This window comes from Ruegeria sp. HKCCSP346 (assembly GCF_017872595.1).
Lineage (GTDB): Bacteria > Pseudomonadota > Alphaproteobacteria > Rhodobacterales > Rhodobacteraceae > Ruegeria.
This window is the reverse complement of record NZ_JAEDOT010000002.1, coordinates 421,978-441,097: the sequence shown is the minus strand read 5'-3', so window position 1 is coordinate 441,097 and position 19,120 is coordinate 421,978. Positions and strand designations below refer to the sequence as shown.

15 protein-coding genes are annotated in these 19,120 nt (G+C 56.0%); 6 read left to right on the top strand and 9 right to left on the bottom strand.

Annotated elements, in window-relative coordinates; genetic code table 11:
• Positions 1 to 167: 167 nt before the first annotated feature.
• The 4 genes from I9185_RS10635 to I9185_RS10620 all read right to left on the bottom strand — a co-directional run bounded on the left by I9185_RS10635 (position 168) and on the right by I9185_RS10620 (position 5,352).
• On the bottom strand, positions 168 to 1,469 hold the full coding sequence (locus I9185_RS10635; RefSeq protein WP_209835359.1) for an alpha/beta hydrolase: 1,302 nt from the start codon (positions 1,467 to 1,469) through the stop codon (positions 168 to 170).
• Positions 1,470 to 1,489: 20 nt separating this feature from the next.
• The gene (locus I9185_RS10630; RefSeq protein ID WP_171723869.1) at positions 1,490 to 2,320 is read right to left on the bottom strand and encodes a hypothetical protein; all 831 of its coding nucleotides are present in this window, start codon (positions 2,318 to 2,320) and stop codon (positions 1,490 to 1,492) included.
• 90 nt (positions 2,321 to 2,410) lie between these two features.
• Complete coding sequence (locus tag I9185_RS10625) at positions 2,411 to 3,769, bottom strand: amidohydrolase family protein (protein WP_210093031.1); 1,359 nt, start codon at positions 3,767 to 3,769, stop codon at positions 2,411 to 2,413.
• A gap of 71 nt (positions 3,770 to 3,840) precedes the next feature.
• Positions 3,841 to 5,352, bottom strand: coding sequence for an amidohydrolase family protein (locus I9185_RS10620; protein ID WP_210093030.1), 1,512 nt, complete (start codon positions 5,350 to 5,352; stop codon positions 3,841 to 3,843).
• 73 nt (positions 5,353 to 5,425) lie between these two features.
• On the opposite strand from I9185_RS10620, the gene I9185_RS10615 reads away from it, so the two are divergent.
• Positions 5,426 to 6,574, top strand: a complete 1,149-nt coding sequence (locus tag I9185_RS10615; RefSeq protein ID WP_210093029.1) for an AraC family transcriptional regulator — start codon at positions 5,426 to 5,428, stop codon at positions 6,572 to 6,574.
• A complete protein-coding gene (locus tag I9185_RS10610; protein ID WP_210093028.1) occupies positions 6,571 to 6,939 on the top strand; it encodes a DoxX family protein in 369 nt (122 codons plus the stop codon). Before I9185_RS10615 ends, I9185_RS10610 begins: the two co-directional genes overlap by 4 nt.
• A 293-nt stretch (positions 6,940 to 7,232) precedes the next feature.
• On the opposite strand, the gene I9185_RS10605 is transcribed toward I9185_RS10610, so the two are convergent.
• A complete protein-coding gene (locus I9185_RS10605; RefSeq protein WP_171723865.1) occupies positions 7,233 to 7,427 on the bottom strand; it encodes a SlyX family protein in 195 nt (64 codons plus the stop codon).
• Between the two features lie 129 nt (positions 7,428 to 7,556).
• Here I9185_RS10605 and hisS point away from each other — a divergent pair, with 129 nt between their 5' ends.
• Genes hisS through hisG form a run of 3 tightly spaced genes read left to right on the top strand, consistent with a single transcriptional unit; the run spans position 7,557 to position 10,828 of the window.
• Positions 7,557 to 9,044 carry a histidine--tRNA ligase gene (gene hisS / locus I9185_RS10600; RefSeq protein WP_210093027.1) on the top strand — a complete coding sequence of 496 codons (1,488 nt, stop codon included), beginning with the start codon at positions 7,557 to 7,559 and terminating at the stop codon, positions 9,042 to 9,044.
• Between the two features lie 3 nt (positions 9,045 to 9,047).
• Complete coding sequence (locus I9185_RS10595; protein WP_210093026.1) at positions 9,048 to 10,136, top strand: ATP phosphoribosyltransferase regulatory subunit; 1,089 nt, start codon at positions 9,048 to 9,050, stop codon at positions 10,134 to 10,136.
• Complete coding sequence (hisG, locus tag I9185_RS10590) at positions 10,133 to 10,828, top strand: ATP phosphoribosyltransferase (protein WP_171172729.1); 696 nt, start codon at positions 10,133 to 10,135, stop codon at positions 10,826 to 10,828. The genes I9185_RS10595 and hisG overlap by 4 nt, the downstream gene beginning before the upstream one ends.
• Here the strand turns inward: hisG and I9185_RS10585 are convergent.
• Together I9185_RS10585 and I9185_RS10580 are read right to left on the bottom strand one after the other, a co-directional pair.
• Complete coding sequence (locus I9185_RS10585) at positions 10,825 to 11,208, bottom strand: hypothetical protein (protein ID WP_210093025.1); 384 nt, start codon at positions 11,206 to 11,208, stop codon at positions 10,825 to 10,827. The two genes, hisG and I9185_RS10585, sit on opposite strands and share 4 nt — an antisense overlap.
• Before the next feature lie 98 nt (positions 11,209 to 11,306).
• Complete coding sequence (locus tag I9185_RS10580) at positions 11,307 to 11,738, bottom strand: DUF1489 domain-containing protein (protein WP_171119093.1); 432 nt, start codon at positions 11,736 to 11,738, stop codon at positions 11,307 to 11,309.
• A gap of 129 nt (positions 11,739 to 11,867) precedes the next feature.
• Between I9185_RS10580 and I9185_RS10575 the strand changes: the two genes are divergently transcribed.
• Positions 11,868 to 14,150, top strand: coding sequence for an adenosylcobalamin-dependent ribonucleoside-diphosphate reductase (locus tag I9185_RS10575; protein WP_210093024.1), 2,283 nt, complete (start codon positions 11,868 to 11,870; stop codon positions 14,148 to 14,150).
• Positions 14,151 to 14,430: 280 nt separating this feature from the next.
• Here I9185_RS10575 and I9185_RS10570 read toward each other — a convergent pair whose 3' ends face one another.
• Together I9185_RS10570 and I9185_RS10565 are read right to left on the bottom strand one after the other, a co-directional pair.
• Positions 14,431 to 17,949: a DEAD/DEAH box helicase gene (locus tag I9185_RS10570; protein ID WP_245223518.1), complete on the bottom strand. Its 3,519-nt coding sequence runs from the start codon at positions 17,947 to 17,949 to the stop codon at positions 14,431 to 14,433.
• Positions 17,933 to 18,712, bottom strand: a complete 780-nt coding sequence (locus tag I9185_RS10565; RefSeq protein ID WP_210093023.1) for a Hachiman antiphage defense system protein HamA — start codon at positions 18,710 to 18,712, stop codon at positions 17,933 to 17,935. The genes I9185_RS10570 and I9185_RS10565 overlap by 17 nt, the downstream gene beginning before the upstream one ends.
• Positions 18,713 to 19,120: the final 408 nt, after the last annotated feature.

The following is a 19,120-nucleotide window of genomic DNA, read 5'->3' as shown; positions in this document are numbered from 1 at the left end:
GACATCGGCCGTTCACGGCGCTCGGATCATAGGTCCCGAATGCGGAAAACGGCCTCGATCCGCTGAGACTTGACAACGTCCATTTTCTTACGTTTTTCAATATGGGCGAGCGGCTTCAAAGCGTCTCTCCAAGCCACTCGCCCCCTCCTTTCAGCGATCCATATTTCTCATTCCGAACCAAGATGCTCTTCTAGGAACACAGCGACGCGGCGAACAGCTTCAGCGGATTCCGGTGTCTCGGAATGACCGTGGAAGCAGTGTTGCATGGCGTCGTGAACATCCAGAATTGCCTCGTGGCCCGCACTACGCAGGACTCCGTACATGCGTATGCCGTCGCTCATCTGAATTTCCTTAGACCCAGTCTGTACCATCGTCGGAGGGAAATCTCGCCCCTCGAAATTGTCGTACACAGTAGAGTAGCGCGGATCTTGTGCTTTCTCTTCAGTAATTCCCAGCATCGGCCAGACTGAGTCGATCAAGTGATCTACGTTAGTGCGTGGATCGTCGTACCGCAGCGTCCATGTCGAATCGCTATTGAACGAGAAATCAGTCTGCGGGCTTTGCATTACGGCCGCACCAGGCAGCGCTCCTCCGCGATGCGACATGGCATTTGTCGCCATTGCCACCAATCCACCGCCCGCGGAACAACCGTAAATTCCGACGTTCTCTGGTTTATAGCCACCGCCCTCTCCGGTCAGTGCATCAAAAACGGCGATCACCTGATCCCGCTGGTCCAAAATGTCCCAGTCGGGGGCTGGCATCAATTTGTAATCGACGGAGGCAATGTCGATGCCCATATGATTGGCAAGTGGTGCTGTCCGGTCAAACGTTGTTTCCGGAGTGTTTCCGTAAAAGGCACCACCATGTGCATGAATGAGTATTTTTCCCGGATGGCGGTTTTCGCTCGGACTGATAATAACCGTTCTAACACCACCTATCTCACGTTCCTCGGTCGACAAGTTGTAAGTCTTTAAAAGTTGTTTGCCGGCGGCCTCCATTGGATCGATCAATTCATCGTGCAACGACTGCCATGCACCGTAGTCCGTTGGGTCTGGGTAGCCTTCCCAACTGCTGGTGAGCCAATTGGGCGTCCAGTTAACCATCACCTCACGCATCTCCGGACTAACAAAATCGGGAATATGCGTTGGAAATGTCTTGTTTCGATTCGGATCATTGGGGTCAGCGTTGAAGGTCGCAATGGAAAGAAGACGCCGTACATCTTCGTGACATGGCGCGTTCTGACTTTTCACTTCCAACTTATCGCACGCCTCTTTCAGCGCGGACAATTCTTCGTTCAAGCGCTCGACGGCAGTGGTGCCTTCCTCAGATTTCAGAATCTCGCCGACGCGAGCATAAGCGTCAGACATCAAATTCCAGTGCGATCCGTGGTCTGCTGCTTCAGAAGCGGCAACCGTAGCAAGTCCCGCCAATGCAGCTGAAGCCAGAAACGGAGATGTCCAAGTTTTCATTTGATATCCCTTTCTTTGGATCATTTCGAGTTTTCATAAGACGTGACCAATACCTTCATGCCGGGGCGCAATAGGAATTCAGGATTGGGGAATTCGGCGATGCTGTAGCCAATCCCTGTCTCCGGATCGAATTCAAACGGCGTTGAGATAAGGCGTCCGTGATGTGGAAATTCACTCCCTCCCGGCAGTTCCAGCACCAGAGTCAGGCTGCCCATTACACTGTCGTGGCTTTCGCCCGCGAGGATGCGTTCCTGATGCTTCTCGTACGTTCCCTCCACGCGAACGTGGATCGGATCCAGTTGATACAGGGTTCCGATTTCGGGCGAGTCGGCGACGACGTTTGCATTATCGCGAAACCGCGGCGCACTCATCTGGCCGTCGAACGGTGCGTGGATGAGCTGGAGATCTGAGATAGCCTTGGCCTTTTCCGCATTGAGCCTCTTTGTCTCAACGGTCGCTTCGGCGATTTTGACACGCGCTTCAGCTTGCGCAATCTCAACTTCAGACACAGAATTGGTGCCCAACCGCTTCTTTCTGGACAGGTCAGCCTGGGCCAACTCCAGTTCAGCCACGGCCTGCTGGTGAGCCAACTCACCGATTTTGGCATCCCATTGCTTGAAGACCTGGTCGAAAGTCACCAGTAGATCACCTTCTTTGACGAATTGACCTTCAATAAAGTGGACAGTGTCGATCTGGTTTTCGGCGGCTGCCGACACATCCCAGCTTTTGGCTGGCACAACCACTCCTTCTCCTTCCGCACTGAAAACCCCCGGACCACTGCTCTGTGCGTTCACTACGGCCGCGCAAAGCAAGGTTGTGATCAGTGTGGCTTGCAAAAGCTTTCTTGCCACGGGTCTCTTTCTCCTATGTCCGTTTTTTGGTTCCTCTAATGGTTTTTACAAACGGGCGGGATGGACGAGGTGAACCATCCCGCCCATCGCTCAGTTCAGCGTGTTCTTGTAGATCACGCCGTCCTTCATGATGATTTTTAGATTTGTGTCCGGATCCTTCATGATCTCGATGTTTTCCAGAGGATTGCCATCGACCAGCAATAGGTCTGCATAGGCGCCTTCTTGAATGACGCCCAACGGGCCTTCTGGGTATGGATTCATCTGGCCGGTCAGAGCATTCAGTTCTCCGGCTGTCGAGGTAAACGACTTTAGTGTCCGGAAGTTGCCAATAGCTTCTGAGAAAAACTCGAACTCATCTAGCGCGCGATCATCATATTCGCGACCAGTATTCCATTGGGGAATATGATCTGATGCAAGAACCACTTTCAGGTCAGGGTTGTTTTTCATGACTTCCAGCAAGTTTGCCGATGCGTCCCGAATAACGCTCCACTTTGCAAAGCTTTCTGGTGGATAAGCCTTTTCAGCCTCTTCCACTGAGATTGAAAACACAGGCGAAAACGCAGTGGACAGAAACATGCCATTTTCAATCATCGTTTTGGCCTGCTCATCGGTCAGATAGGGTGCGTGCTCAATCGACATCACGCCATTGTCGATAGCCTGTTGAAGCGCAGCAGCGGTGTGTGCATGAGACGCGACATAGGTATCCCAGCGCTCCGCCACCTCAACGACTGCTTGGACCTCTTCATCAAGAGGACCTGAATGAAGTGGATCAAACAAACTTGTTACACCGCCTCCGGTGAACAGTTTGAGCTGTACCGCTCCGCGACGGAATGCTTCACGCGCCGCGCGCAGGGTTTCCGCCCGCCCGTCAGCGATAATCGTAACATAATCTTCGTAGAAATGTTGCCGTCCGCCAGCGATATTCGGGTGGGAGTCATTCAATTCACGGAAATCGCCATGACCGGATGTTGTGGTGATCCAGTTTTCCGTGGGATAGATGCGAGGCCCCACCATGACGCCCTCGTCGATGATTAGACGCATGAAATTTGACGGACCACCCAGATCCCGTACTGTGGTAAATCCGTTCATCAGCATCCCTTCGGCACGATCTGCGGCCAACGCACCATGAGCGTAAGGATGCAGCCCGTCGCGCGATTGCGTTTGCACGGGTCCGAAGGTCGAGATATGAACGTGCATATCCAACATACCTGGCATCAGTGTGCGCCCGCCACCGTCAATAACCGTAGCATCCGGCGCGTCGATGGTCTCTGCCGAGACCTGCTTGATAAGGTTGGCCTCGACCAGAACGCTGGCATTCTCGATCCGCGCCTCGTTCATGCCGTCAAAGACATGAACATTGGTGAACAGGGTCCGTGGCGGCGCGTCGTCCTGCGCAAGAGCGGCAGAGCAGGTCAGCGACAAGGCCAGTACTGCTCTCAGGGAAGTCATTGTTTTGATCTTCATCACAACTCTTTCTCTTAACAATGGAAGGCAGGGCCGAAGCCCCGCCTCCCGAGGGATTATTGCAGAGTGTTCTTGTAGATCACGCCATCCTTCATGATGAGGTTGATGGTCTTGATGCCACGCGGACGCGGTTCTGCGTTGAACCATGAAGGGTTTCCGCCCAGAACAGTGATGTCCTCAAGCGGATTTCCATCGACAAGCAGAATGTCGGCGTATGCGCCTTCCTCGATGACACCAAGAGGTGCGGGGTAAGGGTTACTGCCACCGGTCAAGGCGGCAAGCTTGCCGCCAGTGGACGTCATTGCTTTCAGTGTTTCATAGTTGCCAAATGTATCTGCGAATATCCATTTCTCATGGTCCCGGTGGTGTCTTGCGGCCATGCCATTGGTACTCACGATGTCGATTGAGAACACAATGTTCGGCTTCACCTTTTTGATGACTTCAGCGAAGTTTTTTGTTCCCTCTTTCATCATAAGTGTTCTGGCGTACTCAAATGTTGAAGGATTGCCATAGACCGGATGGGTCAGGATGTCTTCGCTCATGACGGCTGCAATGTAAGGAGAAATGAAGGCACCTTTTTCCTTCATCAACATGGCCGTGTCTTCCTGTAGGAACTGTCCATGTTCAATCGACATGACACCCAAATCGAGCGCACGGCGAATGGCTTCATCAAGATAAAGGTGCGCTGCAACATAGGTTCCACGCGTTGCAGCTTCTTCTACTGCGGCGATAATTTCAGCGTCGGTGTATTGAGAGGCCTCAAAGGGACCTTTGTTGCTGGCAACACCACCGGCCATCATGATTTTCATATGGGTGGCGCCCGCATTAAAGTTCCTGCGAACGGCTGCTCGAACTTCATCAGGGCTGTTTGCAATGTGGTATATGCCATTGCGCCAGGTGCTACTCTGTTGGGGACTTGTCTGGCTTTCAAACAAGAGATCACCGTGACCAGCGCTTTGGCTGATCATCCCGGCAGCGCTGTAGATGCGAGGTCCTTCCATTAGGCCGTTGTCGATGACACGTCGCAATCCGTCGGCCATGCCCCCCATATCACGCACTGTCGTGAAGCCATCGTAGAACCACTCCAATGCGGCAGACGAGGCATGTCCCGCCATATAGTCCCACCTGGCCATTTCCATGCCCGGACGCCCGCCGTCCATAGAAAGGTTAAAATGCGTATGGCTATCAATCATGCCCGGCATCAAGGTGCGTCCCCCGCCGTCAATGACATTGGGCGACAGTTCGACTGTCTGCGTCCCTTCTTCGCCCTCGATGATGAAAGTGTAGCCACTGCTGCCGCTATGAATTTCTGAATACAATGGCCCACTCGGACCAGCTTGCACTTCCCATGTACCGGTCTCTGGAATGTCTTCGGCGACCTTGTGGATCTTGTTTCCTACAACAAGAACATCCAGGTCCAGAAGACCATCGGTGTTCCCATCAAAAACTTTCACGTTTTTGAACAAGGTGACTGATGGCGCTTCCTGCTGAGCAAATGCAGTCGAGGTGGACAGCGTCAGCGTTACAAATGTCAAGGCAGCGAAAACTCTTTTGCAATGTTTGGCCATGTCAAATCCCTGATTGCGTGATCGATGTCGACCAGTTCATTTTATTTTATGAATATGACACCTTCACTGGAAAATGCTTGACCGTATCCTAAGGTTAGAAATTTTTCGTTTAGAATATGGTCAGGTTTTTGAACTTTTTTCTGGAAAGCACGCCGTGGCGCTGGCACGAGTCCCAGTAGAGGGAGCAAATATGTTCGGGAATCGCAAAACACCAAAAGGCTCTGATCTGCCATTGGTGCGGGCAACTGTACTGGCGCCGGTCGTCGCGGCGTTACGCGCGCGGGGGCAGGATGCTGATGATGTCTTCGCACATCTGAGTTTTGACGCGGCAACGATGATCGCACCTGAGCAATTTCTCTCACATGAAACTGTATATGCAGCCTTCAATGCCGCATCTGAAGCTGAAGGAACAGATTTTTGCACTCGGGTCGGCCAGTCTGTTGATCTCAGGCGCTTCCTACCAAAAGGGCAGGAACTTACAGAAGCCTTTACTCTGGGTGGTTTGTTCACACGCTTCACCCAGATTGTTTCGAAGGAGTCAAATGCAGTCACTCAGTCCTTGGTCGTAGAAGACGAAAATGCCTACTTTGCGGCCCGGCGGCATTTTCGCTCGTCAGTGTCACCTGCCCAAGCCGATGGCTTCATGATCGGGATCTGGATTTCTTTGCTGCACCGAGTGATCGATTTCCGTTGGGATCCGCGTGAGATCGTACTGCAACTGGCCAACCCTAACGTTTTGCCCAAACAGTTTTACGGGGTCACTGGCATTCCCTGCGACGATCGAGGGTTTTCGATACGCTTCCCATCCATCTGGCTGAACCATCGCCTCTCAGAGGACATGATGGAGAACAACCCCGAGTATCACCCATCAGTCATGGAACTTGCGGCCCCGCTCGATTTTTTGGCCGGGTTCGAAGACATCGTCCGGTCTCGACTGGCTGATCCGGCGTTTACAGCGGTAGAGGCCGCGCGCACGGTCGGTTTGCATCCAAATACCCTGAATGCGCGTCTGTCGGAACGTGGCGAGACAACATCCAAGGTCATTGCACGCATGAAACGAGAGAAAGCGATTGAACTGTTGGGTGTGAAATCCTGCTCGGTCACTGACACCGCTCAGCAACTCGGGTTTTCCGACCCGACTGCATTCTCACGGGCGTTCCGGAGGTGGACTGGTCAGTCCCCACAGGCTTTCAAGCGCTCTTACACGGAACCAGAAGAATGACCTTAACGATAGTCATTGCGCTCCTGTCAGCGTTCTTCCTGCTCGCGAGCTCAATCAAACTTGCGGGTTGGCAAAGGAAGATCTTCGAAACACAGCTCGCAATGTTCCAAAGCTATGGCCTCAATCGGCAGGCCATGTTCTTGGTGGGTCTCATTGAATTGTTCGGAGCCGTCACAATCTGGTTCCAACAGTCCTGGCTGGGTCCGCTCGGAGCAGCAGCACTTTTGGCAACATCCGTCGGAGCCATCTTCTGTCACCTGATATTTGACTCCTGGAAAGACGGAATCCCCGCAATGATAACCGCGGCTGTTTCTGCATCTGTGCTTTGGCACGGTTGGAGCAGCATAAGTTCGGTCTTCACGTGAACCGCAGGGTCTATTTGGTTGTCCCAAGCAGACTGTTCGGAAGGTTTTAATGCAGAAAGCTGCCGTTCATGGATGTCCATGGAAATAGCAATTAAGCGCCGGAAGCGCCAATTGACGCCATTGGGCCGGGCGGCGGGTTTGTCCGCACTACTGACAACTGACCCATACCCGGCGCCGTTACCCAACGCGGTTTCTGTCCGAGTGTGACGGTTCGGCCCTGAGACGTTTCGTACAAAACGGACTACCACGCCCCAAGCGCCTGTACAAAACGGAAGAAACGGCCTCCCGGCCACTCAATAATGCGGCGGGCGTTCGTCACCAAAGACAACGCCGCCTGATCCTTCCTGCGCCCGTTCTGCTTCGCGCTGCAACAGCATTTCAACCCGTTGGGTCAGCCGGTCGATTTCCGACTGTTGTCTGGTGACGACCGTGTTCAGCTCGTCCACGGTATGGGTCAGATGGGCGATCTCTTCTTCCAGATGCTGCATGGGGAACTCCTGTCTTGCGCTGGTCATAGCGACACAGTCGGCCCAAGGCCAGAGAAAGCGCGCCTTGCCCCGATGCGGACCATGGGATAGACCGCGCGCGGAACAAGGACACTCCCAAGGACGCCCCACATGGCCAAGCCCAAGAAACAGCCCCGCCCCAAGGCCGTCACGCCGAAAGGGTTCCGTGACTATTTCGGCGAGGAAGTCACGCAGCGCACCGAGATGCTGCGGACGATTGCGGGCGTGTATCATCGTTACGGGTTCGACGCACTTGAAAGCAGTGCGGTCGAGACCGTCGAGGCGCTGGGCAAGTTCCTGCCCGACGTGGACCGCCCGAACGAGGGCGTCTTTGCGTGGCAGGAGTTTGACGAGGGCGGCAACGGCGATTGGATGGCGCTGCGCTATGATCTGACAGCACCTTTGGCCCGGGTCTATGCCCAGCACCGCAACGATTTGCCCACGCCCTATCGCCGCTATGCGATGGGTCCGGTCTGGCGCAACGAAAAGCCGGGGCCAGGGCGGTATCGCCAATTCTATCAGTGTGATGCGGATACGGTGGGGACGGCCAGCATGGCTGCGGACGCCGAAATCTGCGCCATGCTGTCGGATACGCTGGAAACCGTGGGCATTCCACGCGGCGATTATCTGGTCCGGGTCAACAACCGCAAGGTTTTGAACGGCGTGCTCGAAGCGATGGGTTTGGGTGAAGACGCGGCAGCGCGCGACGACGTTCTGCGCACCATCGACAAATTCGACAAAGTTGGCGGGCAGGGCGTGCGCGAGTTGCTGACCAAGGGCCGGCTGGATGCCTCGGGCGCGTTCATCGACGGTGTGGGCCTGTCCGACGATCAGGCCGAGCCGGTGATCGCCTTCCTGACCTCCAAAGCCGATGATGCCGCTGGAACGCTGGCCAACCTGCGAGCGGCCGTGGGTGACAGCAAAATCGGCGCCGAAGGCATTTCGGAATTGGAACAGATCGGCGAGTTGCTGGCCGCGGGCGGCTATGGCGCTGATCGCATCCAGATCGATCCCTCGGTCGTGCGCGGTCTGGGTTATTATACCGGGCCGGTCTATGAGGCCGAACTGACCTTTGAGATCTTTGACGAGAAAGGCCGCAAGCGGCAGTTCGGGTCCGTATCGGGCGGCGGGCGCTATGACGATCTGGTGAAGCGTTTCACCGGACAGGAAGTGCCCGCGACCGGCGTTTCCATCGGTGTTGACCGCCTGCTGGCGGCCCTGCGCGAAAAGGGTCGGATCAGCGCCCAGGCCAAAGGCCCTGTGGTCGTCACCGTCATGGATCGCGACAGGATGGCCGATTATCAGGCGATGGTGGCCGAGCTGCGCAACGCGGGCATCCGGGCCGAGGTCTATCTGGGCAATCCCAAGAATTTCGGCAATCAGTTGAAATACGCGGACAAGCGCAACTCTCCGGTTGCGGTGATCGAAGGCGGGGACGAAAAGGCAAAAGGCATCGTGCAGATCAAGGACCTGATCCTTGGAACCAAAATCGCCGAAAGCGCCACGCTGGAGGAATGGAAAGAACGCCCCAGCCAGTTCGAAGTATCGCGCGCTGATCTGGTCGCGAAAGTGCGTGAAATTCTGGACATTCAGGACTGACCCATGCCCAACCGTTCCCAGATACAGGCCCGTGCCGCGATGATGCGTGTTCGGTTCGAGGCTGCGGGCGCGCAGGTGGTGGATACGCCTCTGTTGCAACCCGCTGAAATGTTGCTGGACCTTTATGGCGAGGATATCCGCGCCCGTGCCTACGTCACCTCGGACGCGCTGCGGGGCGAGCAGATGCTGCGCCCGGACTTCACCCTGCCTGTTGTTCAGATGCACATGCGAGACGGGGCCGAGCCTGCACGCTATACCTATTCCGGTGAGGTGTTCCGCCGTCAGGAACACGACCCGGACCGCTCGAACGAGTATATTCAGGTGGGGTATGAGGTGTTTGACCGCGAAGATCCCGCTGGTGCCGATGCCGAAGTGTTTTCGCTGATGGCGCTGCAACTGCGCGGGCTGCCCTTGCGTGCGGCAACCGGGGATATCGGTATCCTCACCGCCGCGGTCGAAGGGCTGCGTACGACCGAGCGCCGCAAGGCCGCTCTTATGCGGCACCTGTGGAGACCGCGCCGATTCCGTATCTTGCTGGATCGGTTTGCAGGTCGCAAGGCGCCCTCGGAAGGGCGAACCGCGCTGCTGGACGCTGCCGATCCGATGGCCTTTGATGCCCCTATGATCGGCAAGCGCCGCAAGGCCGAAATCGCAGCGCGCATTGAAGCCCTGCGCGAAGACCGTGATACGCCGCCGATTTCCGACAATGAGCTGGCCGGGCTGGAAACGTTGCTGAATGTGCGCGAGACCATGCCATTTGCGCTGGAACAGCTGCGCGACGTGGCGGTGGATCTGCCGCAGGTCACGCCCGCCCTGGACCGGCTGGAGGCGCGTGTGGCTGCACTGCAAGCACGTGGAGTCGATGTCGAGCGGTTGGATTTCGAGGCCGCCTATGGTCGGACATCAATGGAATATTACGATGGTTTCGTTTTTGGGTTTTACGCGGAAGGTCGGCCTGATCTGCCTCCGATCGCCACGGGCGGGCGCTATGACGCGCTGACACGGCAATTGGGCCGTGGAGACGAAATCCCGGCTGTCGGCGGCGTGTTGCGCCCCGACCTGATGCTGGAGATCGAGGAGGGTGCTGTATGAGCCTGAAACTGGGTGTGCCCTCGAAGGGCCGGTTGATGGAAAAGACCTTCTCGTGGTTCGAAAAACGCGGCATCACCTTGTCACGCAGCGGGTCGGACCGGGAATATGCGGGCAAGGTCGAAGGGATCGACGGTGTCTCTCTGATCCTGCTGTCGGCGGGGGAAATCCCGCGTGAACTGGCGGCGGGGCGGATTCATCTGGGCGTCACCGGGATCGATCTGGTGCACGAGAAACTGCCGCGCTGGGAACAGCAGGTTGAAGAGGTTTCGCAGCTTGGATTCGGCAAGGCTGATCTGATCATCGCAATCCCGGCATGTTGGGTCGATGTCGATACGCTTGATGATCTGGACGCGGCAGCAGCCGCGTTTCGCAAAACCCATGGCCACCGGCTGCGGATTGCCACCAAGTACCACCGTCTGGTTCGGGAATTCCTGACAGAAGCGGGCGTGGCCGATTACACGCTGGTCGACAGTCAGGGCGCGACTGAAGGCACGGTGATGAATGAAACCGCTGAAGCAATTGCCGACATCACCTCGACCGGAGAGACCCTGCGCGCGAACCACCTGAAGATCCTCTCGGACGGTCTGATCCTGCAATCGCAGGCCACGCTGTGGCGTAGTCGGGTGGCCAGTTATTTGCCTGATGACAAGCGGGTGCTTGCGGAAGTAATGGACCGGGTGAGCAAAACTTAATCAGGGGCAGCGGTCACAGATTTGCTGATGTCAAAACGTTTTGACCTGCACGTCCCTTTCCATTTTTTGAACACGACATTCTTTCTCAGGTCGAATGTCATGGTGCCGGTGTTGCCGCCTCCGCAGTTCGCGCTGTCGAAGTTGAAACTGATGGATTGCTTTTTGCTGTTCCCCGAAACGCCGGCGCCGTTGATATTTTGCAGCGTTGAGGATGTGATGCCTGCAATGTTGCCGCCGGTAATTGTAACCGACACCGGGAACGGATTTTTGGACGGCACGGTCAGGCTATAGGTTCCATCCTTTGGGGCGGCGAGAACGCTTGTTCCACCTGCTACAAATACAGCCGCCAATACGATTGTTCGAAATTGTCCAATCATCATAGATTGCCCTCGTTAACTTAATAAAATCAAGTAAACATTCTATGCGATTTTGTTGGCATCCTCAAAGCATCACATTGCGGATGGTCTGGTGCCGGCCTTTATAGAACCCCGATTTCCGCCAGGGCGCGGTTCAGATCATCGGGTAGGGCATCGTCCTGCTCGCGGTTTTTCGGCAAATCGGCAGGGGTATCTTCAGGCTTGAGATAACGCCATCCCTGAAACGGGCGTTTCAGGGCGTTCTGTGTGCGGTGCAGCTTGGGGTCCAGCACAATGGCACAGCGGCGGATACCATCGTCTCCGATCACTTCATCCAGCCGCAGGATCCGTTGGCGACACTGGATTACGCCCTTGATGACCCAATAGATCGATCCGCCGTTCAGAATTTCGGCTTCGCGCTTGGGCCACATGCGGGTGACGTGGCGTGGCAGGCCATCTGCGAACCGCTGGCGATAGCTGTCCTGCCAGGCCATCAGCGTGTCGACGCTTTCCGAACCAACGGACAGTTTTATGAGGTTTACGTAATTATCCACAGCTTTCCCACAGAGTCGTCCCTAGGATCATCTTTATATTGTAGCTTGGTTCCAGATGTCATCAAGGTGTTGTGGTGCGCATGTGATTTGAGGTAGTCTGGATACCTCTTTCAGCACAGGGAATCACCAATGAGCCGCTTTGCCGCCCCCATCGCCGAGCAGATCTGGGATATGAAGTACCGCTTTAAACAGGCGGATGGCACCCCCATCGATCAGACGGTTGAAGACAGTTGGCGGCGCATCGCCCGTGATCTGGCGCGGGTGGAAAACGACCCGGGGCACTGGGAAGAGAAATTCTATGAGGCGCTGGAAGATTTCAAATACCTGCCTGCCGGGCGGATCACAGCAGGTGCCGGCACCGCGCGTCAGGTGACCCTGTTCAACTGTTTTGTCATGGGTACGGTGCCCGACAGCATGGGCGGCATTTTCGACATGCTGAAAGAGGCCGCGCTGACCATGCAGCAGGGCGGGGGGATCGGCTATGATTTCTCGACCATCCGCCCGCGTGGTGCTGACGTGAAAGGCGTCGCGGCGGATGCGTCGGGGCCGTTGAGCTTTATGGATGTCTGGGATGCCATGTGCCGCACGATCATGTCGGCGGGCTCGCGCCGGGGCGCTATGATGGCGACCATGCGCTGTGACCACCCGGACATAGAACAGTTCATCACCGCCAAATCCGACCCGGCCCGCCTGCGCATGTTCAACATGTCGGTTCTGGTGACCGATCCGTTCATGGAAGCGGTCAAGGCCGATGCCTCATGGGATCTGATCTTTGACGGCAAGGTCTATCACACGGTTCAGGCGCGTGATCTGTGGAACAAGATCATGCAGGCCACCTATGACTATGCCGAACCGGGCGTGATCTTCATCGACCGGATCAACCAGGCCAACAACCTTAGCTATGTTGAAACCATCGCGGCCACGAACCCGTGCGGCGAACAGCCATTGCCGCCCTATGGCGCCTGCCTGTTGGGTTCGATCAATCTGGCGCGTTTGGTGGTTGAACCGTTTGAGGCAAAAGCCCGTTTGAATGAAAAGGCCCTGCAAGAACTTGTCGCCACGGCTGTCCGGATGATGGACAATGTCGTTGATGTGTCAAAATTCCCACTGGCCGAACAAGAGGCTGAAGCGCAGGACAAACGCCGCATCGGGCTGGGCGTGACCGGACTGGCGGATGCGCTGTTGATGCTGGGCCTGCGTTATGGGTCCGACGAGGCGGCGCGTCAGACCGAGCGCTGGTTGCACGCGATCGCCCGCGCCGCGTATCTGGCGTCGGTCGACTTGGCCAAGGAAAAAGGGGCGTTCCCCCTGTTCGATGCCGAGAAATACCTGGCCAGCGGCACGATGCAGCAGATGGATGACGATGTCCGCGAAGCCATCCGTGCACACGGTATCCGCAACGCGCTGCTGACCTCGATCGCGCCCACTGGGACGATCTCTCTGTACGCGGGGAACGTGTCGTCGGGGATCGAGCCTGTTTTTGCCTATGCCTACACCCGCAAGGTTTTGCAGAAGGATGGCTCGCGGACCGAGGAAGAGGTGGTGGACTATGCCGTTCAGATGTGGCGCGACAAGTTCGGCGATGTCGAGCTGCCCGACTTTTTCGTGAACGCCCAGACCTTGACCCCGGCCGAGCACGTCAAGATGCAGGCCGCGGCACAGAAATGGATCGACAGCTCGATCTCGAAGACGATCAACTGCCCCGAGGACATCTCGTTCGACGCCTTCAAGGACGTGTATATGCAGGCCTGGGATCAGGGCTGCAAGGGCTGCACCACCTATCGCCCGAACGACGTGACCGGCTCGGTTCTGACCGTCTCGGAAAGCGACGACAAGGTGCCGGGTGAAAGCGCGGATGCCCCGCACGAGGTGGATGGCGGCGATGTCATCTACATGTCCGAACCGCTGGATCGGCCGCAATCGCTTGAGGGTTCGACCTACAAGCTGAAATGGCCCGACAGCGAGCACGCGATCTATTTGACCATCAACGACATCGTCATCGGTGGCCGCCGCCGTCCGTTCGAGGTTTTCATCAACTCGAAGAACATGGAGCATTACGCCTGGACGCTGGCCCTGACCAGGATGATCTCGGCCGTGTTCCGGCGCGGTGGTGACGTGTCTTTCGTGGTCGAGGAACTGAAGGCCGTGTTCGATCCGCGCGGCGGGGCTTGGGTGCAGGGCAAATACATCCCCTCGATCCTGGCGGCAATCGGCGGCGTGATCGAGCAGCACATGATCGCGATCGGGTTCCTCGAAGGCGAAGGGATGGGGCTGAAATCCGACCCGCAGGCGCAGGTGGTCAACATGGACGCCCCCCGCGGCAGGGCCTGCCCGTCCTGCGGCCAGTATGACATGGTGATGATTGAGGGCTGCATGACTTGCCGCAGCTGCGGGCATTCGAAATGTGGTTGACGCTGGGGGTGGGTGCTTTGATGTGGCGTTTCATGTGACATGACCTAAACGTTTCAATAGGTCATTTTGGCTGGTGATATGAGAATACGGCCTCGGATTTCTTCCGGGGCCGTTCACAAGTCTGACAAGAACAGACGAATGAGATGGCGCTGGGCTGAAGACATTATCAGGCTTTGATGCAAGGGGCGGAAAGCGGAAGGTCGCTGCGGATACGGGTGGCAAATTGCCAAGTTGCGAAAGTAGACATTGTAATCTTCGAACCTGGAGGAGTTAGTTTCCGTCAATCACCGGATAGGTCTGCTGGCCCGAGATAGGCGATGTCGATCCGTCCATCTTCTTGGGAGACTTGAGCCCGTAACAAACCGCCCCTCCCAGGGTTGAGAGCAGCCTTCGCGACACCTAGCAATTCCCCATCTGGAGCAAGAACAAATGGTTGACCATCCTTGTGATGGATCTGAACAGTCGAGCCAGCCACTGGCTGAACATCAAACCAATCAACGTTTGCCCAATATCGGCGATCGGTCCAAACTAAGCTTTCCGCAGGTTCAAAGCTTTTGGTGAACGCGAGCCACATTTCCCGGGTTTCGGGCGTGGGCCAATCAGGTTGAGCGCTCCATGCAGCAACAGATTCCGATTTTAGCCAGTGGCGAAGTTCAAATCCTGTCTGAAATTGGGTGCCTGTATCCGTCACAGCCTTGATGGCGGCAAGACGTGAATTGAAACCGGCCTGAATGAGAATAGCTGCAGATCGGTTGACCGTACCCGTTTCAACTGCGGCAACGGCGTATCCCAGCTCGAAATCATCGAGGGTTAGTCCGAGATCGCCGATGGTATCTCCGTTAGCGGAAGCGCGAACCCGAATGGCTTCCATCGCCCAAGACAAGCGATAAACCAGCCCTCCCTCGACAAATTGCAAAGTATCTGATTCCTGACCGGCAGCCGTGGCAGCAAGTGGCTTGCCCGCCAACCAGGCGCGAAGAATGTTAGGCCAATTGTCTGGCATTTTTTCCGGCACAAACGGTTCGATAGCAAAGACCATTTCGGCTAGGGCTTTGATAGCACCGATCGCTTCTTCAATCTCGCCGTTGAGCAGTGCCCCGTTAGCTTGAACAAGCAACTGATTTGCGTCCCCAGCGATAGCATCTAACGCCAACCCTGTTGATAGGCCAACACCGGCAAGAAAATACCCGCGGCGGGACTGCGCAGTGGATTGGTTCCAGATGACTTGGCTGCGAGAGACCAGGCCTGCCTTCAAGACAAGCTGCACATCTTCGTTCAAGCGCAAAAGTCGGCGGTGCCAAAGCGATGATTGGAGTATCGTGTCGAGAGCAGCTTCAATCTCGGCGTCTGGTACGTCATCTTCCCCGATCAGGCTCAGGATCGCGGTATCCAGATTTGCGACATGTCGCTCCCACTCAGCAAGCGCTCGCTCGCGGTCTTCTGCCTTTTCATTTGGAATCTCAGGGAAAGCCCACGCGGCCGCGTTGTTCGTGACATATTCGACCAGCTGATTCAGATCGCCACCAAGGCGCTGATGCATTCGAGACAAGAGTGTCCAAACCAACAGCGCAAGTCCGCTCTCCATGTTACGTGCACCCAGATCGCTTATCAGCGCCTCCCAGTCTCGTCGCTTCTTGGCAATACCATCGAACATCGGAAAGAGGACGACGCCTTCCACGTCGACATAGGCCCGCCCGGCCCGGCCAATTACGTTCTTGAACTCAGAAACATCGATGCGTTCCCGATTGCGATGCAACGAGTGCATTACAACCGCTGTCGCCGAGAGGTTCAGACCCTGAGCGAGCGTTGGCGAAGAGATCGTCACCTTGAGAACTCCCTTTTGCAAAAGGCGCTCAACTTCCTTTCGGTAAGCGGTCGGGAGCGCGCCGTGATGGAGCGCCACCCCCAAGCGTAGGCATTTTAAAATTGGACTTTCGGTTCCCAACCACTCCTCGCCCAAGGCAATTGCAGTGCTCAATCGATCCGGTTCCACTTCCAGGAGTGATCGCAATGCTCCGCGTTGATAAAGGTCGACAATGACATCGGCAAAAGGTTCGACACTGCGCCGAATGGGGCAAAAGATCAGAACGGTCTGGCCATCATCGACCAATCGCCAAGCTGTCGCGAGACAGAGTTCACGTTGATCTTTTGGGAATAGAGTTGTACGGCGTCTTTTCGGAGGAACCCAAGTCGGAGGGGCTTCACCGACTATGAAGCGCTGAACCCATGGACGTTCATCTCCAACACGGAGATTCAGGCGCGCTGTTGGCGAGTTCCAGACGACTTCTCCGAACCTCAGCCTGGTTGGACGCCAGTCATGCTTGATCACTTCTCCTGGCTGATCACGCCGTAACCACTGCGAGAAATCATCAAGTTGATCGCCGTCTGGCAAGATGGCTGACAGGCAGACAATTCGCCGCTGCCCAGCGTCCGGTCGACGCAGGAGGCGTTGGATCTGCACTTCATATCGGACCTCCCGCTCATTGATGCCAATCATGTGTCCTTCATCGAAGATCAGGAGGCCAACGTCGTCCAGAAGAGATGGGTCGTTGCGCAGAGCAAAATCAAGCTTCTCGGGTGTCGCGACCACAATGTTGCGCTCGCGGATCGCATCTTCATCAAACCCACTGACCCCAACACTGCCGTAGAGCGCAGAGATCGTCTTTCCAAGAGGGCCAAACGTTCTTTGGAGGGTGGTTTCGGTTTGGGCCGAGAGCGCCCGAAGCGGAGTGACAAACACCACCCGCTGTCCACCGGAAAGACACCGCAAAATGCAAAGTTCTGCGATACGGGTTTTTCCGGCGCTTGTCGGCAAAGACACCACCAGATCGTCGGACTGATCCACGGCGCGCGCCGCCGCTTCGATCTGAGAGGGCCAGAGATCAATCTCCGCTTTGGGTCGTTGGTAGAGTGACGCTATGAACAATTCGCGGAGAGCTGGCCAGTCATCGGCTTCGCCGCCCATCGGTTGAAGCGGCACGCGTTCATGAAACGTGTTCGACCAAAGATCGTTCAGCAGGTGAATGGCGATGCGATGCGACCACCATTGGGGTAAGAGGTTCAACTCAGCGCAAATCGACAGGCTGTTTTGAAGCCGTTCGATTGTCTGATCCACGAGCGCCCTTTCACCTCGCTCGATGGCGAGAACATACAACGACAGCGCTGCAAAAAACGTGTCGATCAATGCCGTGTCGAGGGCCTCGAAGAGAAAATCGTCCCCGCCGTCAAAGATGGAAACGGGTGCTTCTTTCTGGTCCAGTCGTGTCTGCAAAAATGCGGCAATACTGGCATCGCTGCCCGCTTGCGAAGCTCGGTAGTCGAACACCACGGTCCGAAACGCCGTGAAGTCCCGACGCATGAGGAGCGTGAGGGCGCTTTCGAGCGGCGAGAAGTTTTCGTTATTCTCAATGGTCTTGAGTAGCGAATAGGCCCGAGCTGTCATGTGCGAGAGATGGTAACTAGCCGCAGCCATCACGAAGTGAAAGTTGCGATTGTTTTCGGTCGGATTCCCTTTGGCGATAACTGCTTCGAGCGCAGTTGCGGCTTGCTCAAAAGCGATACGGGCCTGCGTCGTGTCCCCGTCAAGTTCGCGCAGGCGCAAACCAAGCCCCAACAGCGCGTAACCATATGAGTTCAGGTCGTAGCTCAGGCGGCCATCGAAGTTGGGCGAGTCTGGTGGCAAAACACCATCGCGCCATATGATCGCTCGGGCCTGTCCACGGGCGATCAAGCTGCCTCGAAAGCCAGCGGCGGTCGCTTGCGCAATGTCAGAAATGATCTCTTCAGGCGTTGTTGGCATTGGTAATCACCTGATCATAGACAGCGCCAATGAAGGCACCGTGACCCTCAACATGCAGGCCAACACCCCACTGGTTGACCTCCCCGGGATAGGCCTGCAGAGCGGCAGTAAGAAGTGCATCAGGTGCATTGCCGGAAAACGTAAATAGTAGATGCCGGACGTTTGCCACGGGGATACCGTGCTTTAACAATGCATCATCGATGGCATCGGCCATCGGCAAATCGTCTAGTTCCATCAAGCGTGCGGAAATGAACGACAACGCATGTGGCGATGGGAGGCCACTATCCTTGTCTAATCCTGAGCGTGCCTCGGTGAGGGTCTGATTGGTGAGAGTCGCCCTACTTTTCGCCTCCGTCTTGAGGAAGTGAAGGCGCAAGCTTTGCGGATCCTGCAGCATGCCAATCACGTCCTCTCCGCGCATCGCCATGTTGCGATGGTCCTTCCAACGCAGGCGCTTAATTGGCGCCCGATAGCCGCCGCTCTGCGAGTCGATCCATTCTGTTGCGTAGATCTCACCCAGGTCCCCAGAACGGATTGTTTTCGTTGTCGGAAGTTTTTCTTCGATCAGCGCTGCCGCTGCTGGTTTTCCAAGTCGCCGCAAAGCCCGTGCGACATGTTCCTCTGACGCGTAGTGTCCAGGCACGACCGTTGCTGTCGTCTGTATGCCCACTCCAAGGTGTGCGGGCTGACCGGTCAGCACTCTAACCGTGTTGTTTCCAATTGGAGTGTCCGCAGAACTGCACCATCCATCAAATACCGGCATTCACAAGTTTCTTTCACAAAAATTGAGTTGGATCTCTACAATTTAGAGATTTTTCGGAAGTACAATTCAACTATAAAGAGCACTATAGTCATTAGACCTAAGCTCTGGCCTTTTTGAAAGGGATTTCGTCATACATTCAACTCGCGAATGCGACGAACGGCAGGTTTGACGGGCCGCGACGCAGCATCACCAAGCTGTCGCAAATGGCGGGTTTGGGCCGTTGCCAATAGACGTATCCAGACGAGGAACGAAATCAACGATGTCAAACAGCGGCGTCGAAAAGACTGAACAATAATGGACCCTCACAGTTTACCAGCTGCAAGATGGAAAAATAGGTTCCTTCGGGGGTGCCGTTGTAACGCTCTCAAGCATAGCGCCTTAAGAGATACATTCGGCTCGAAGCTTGTC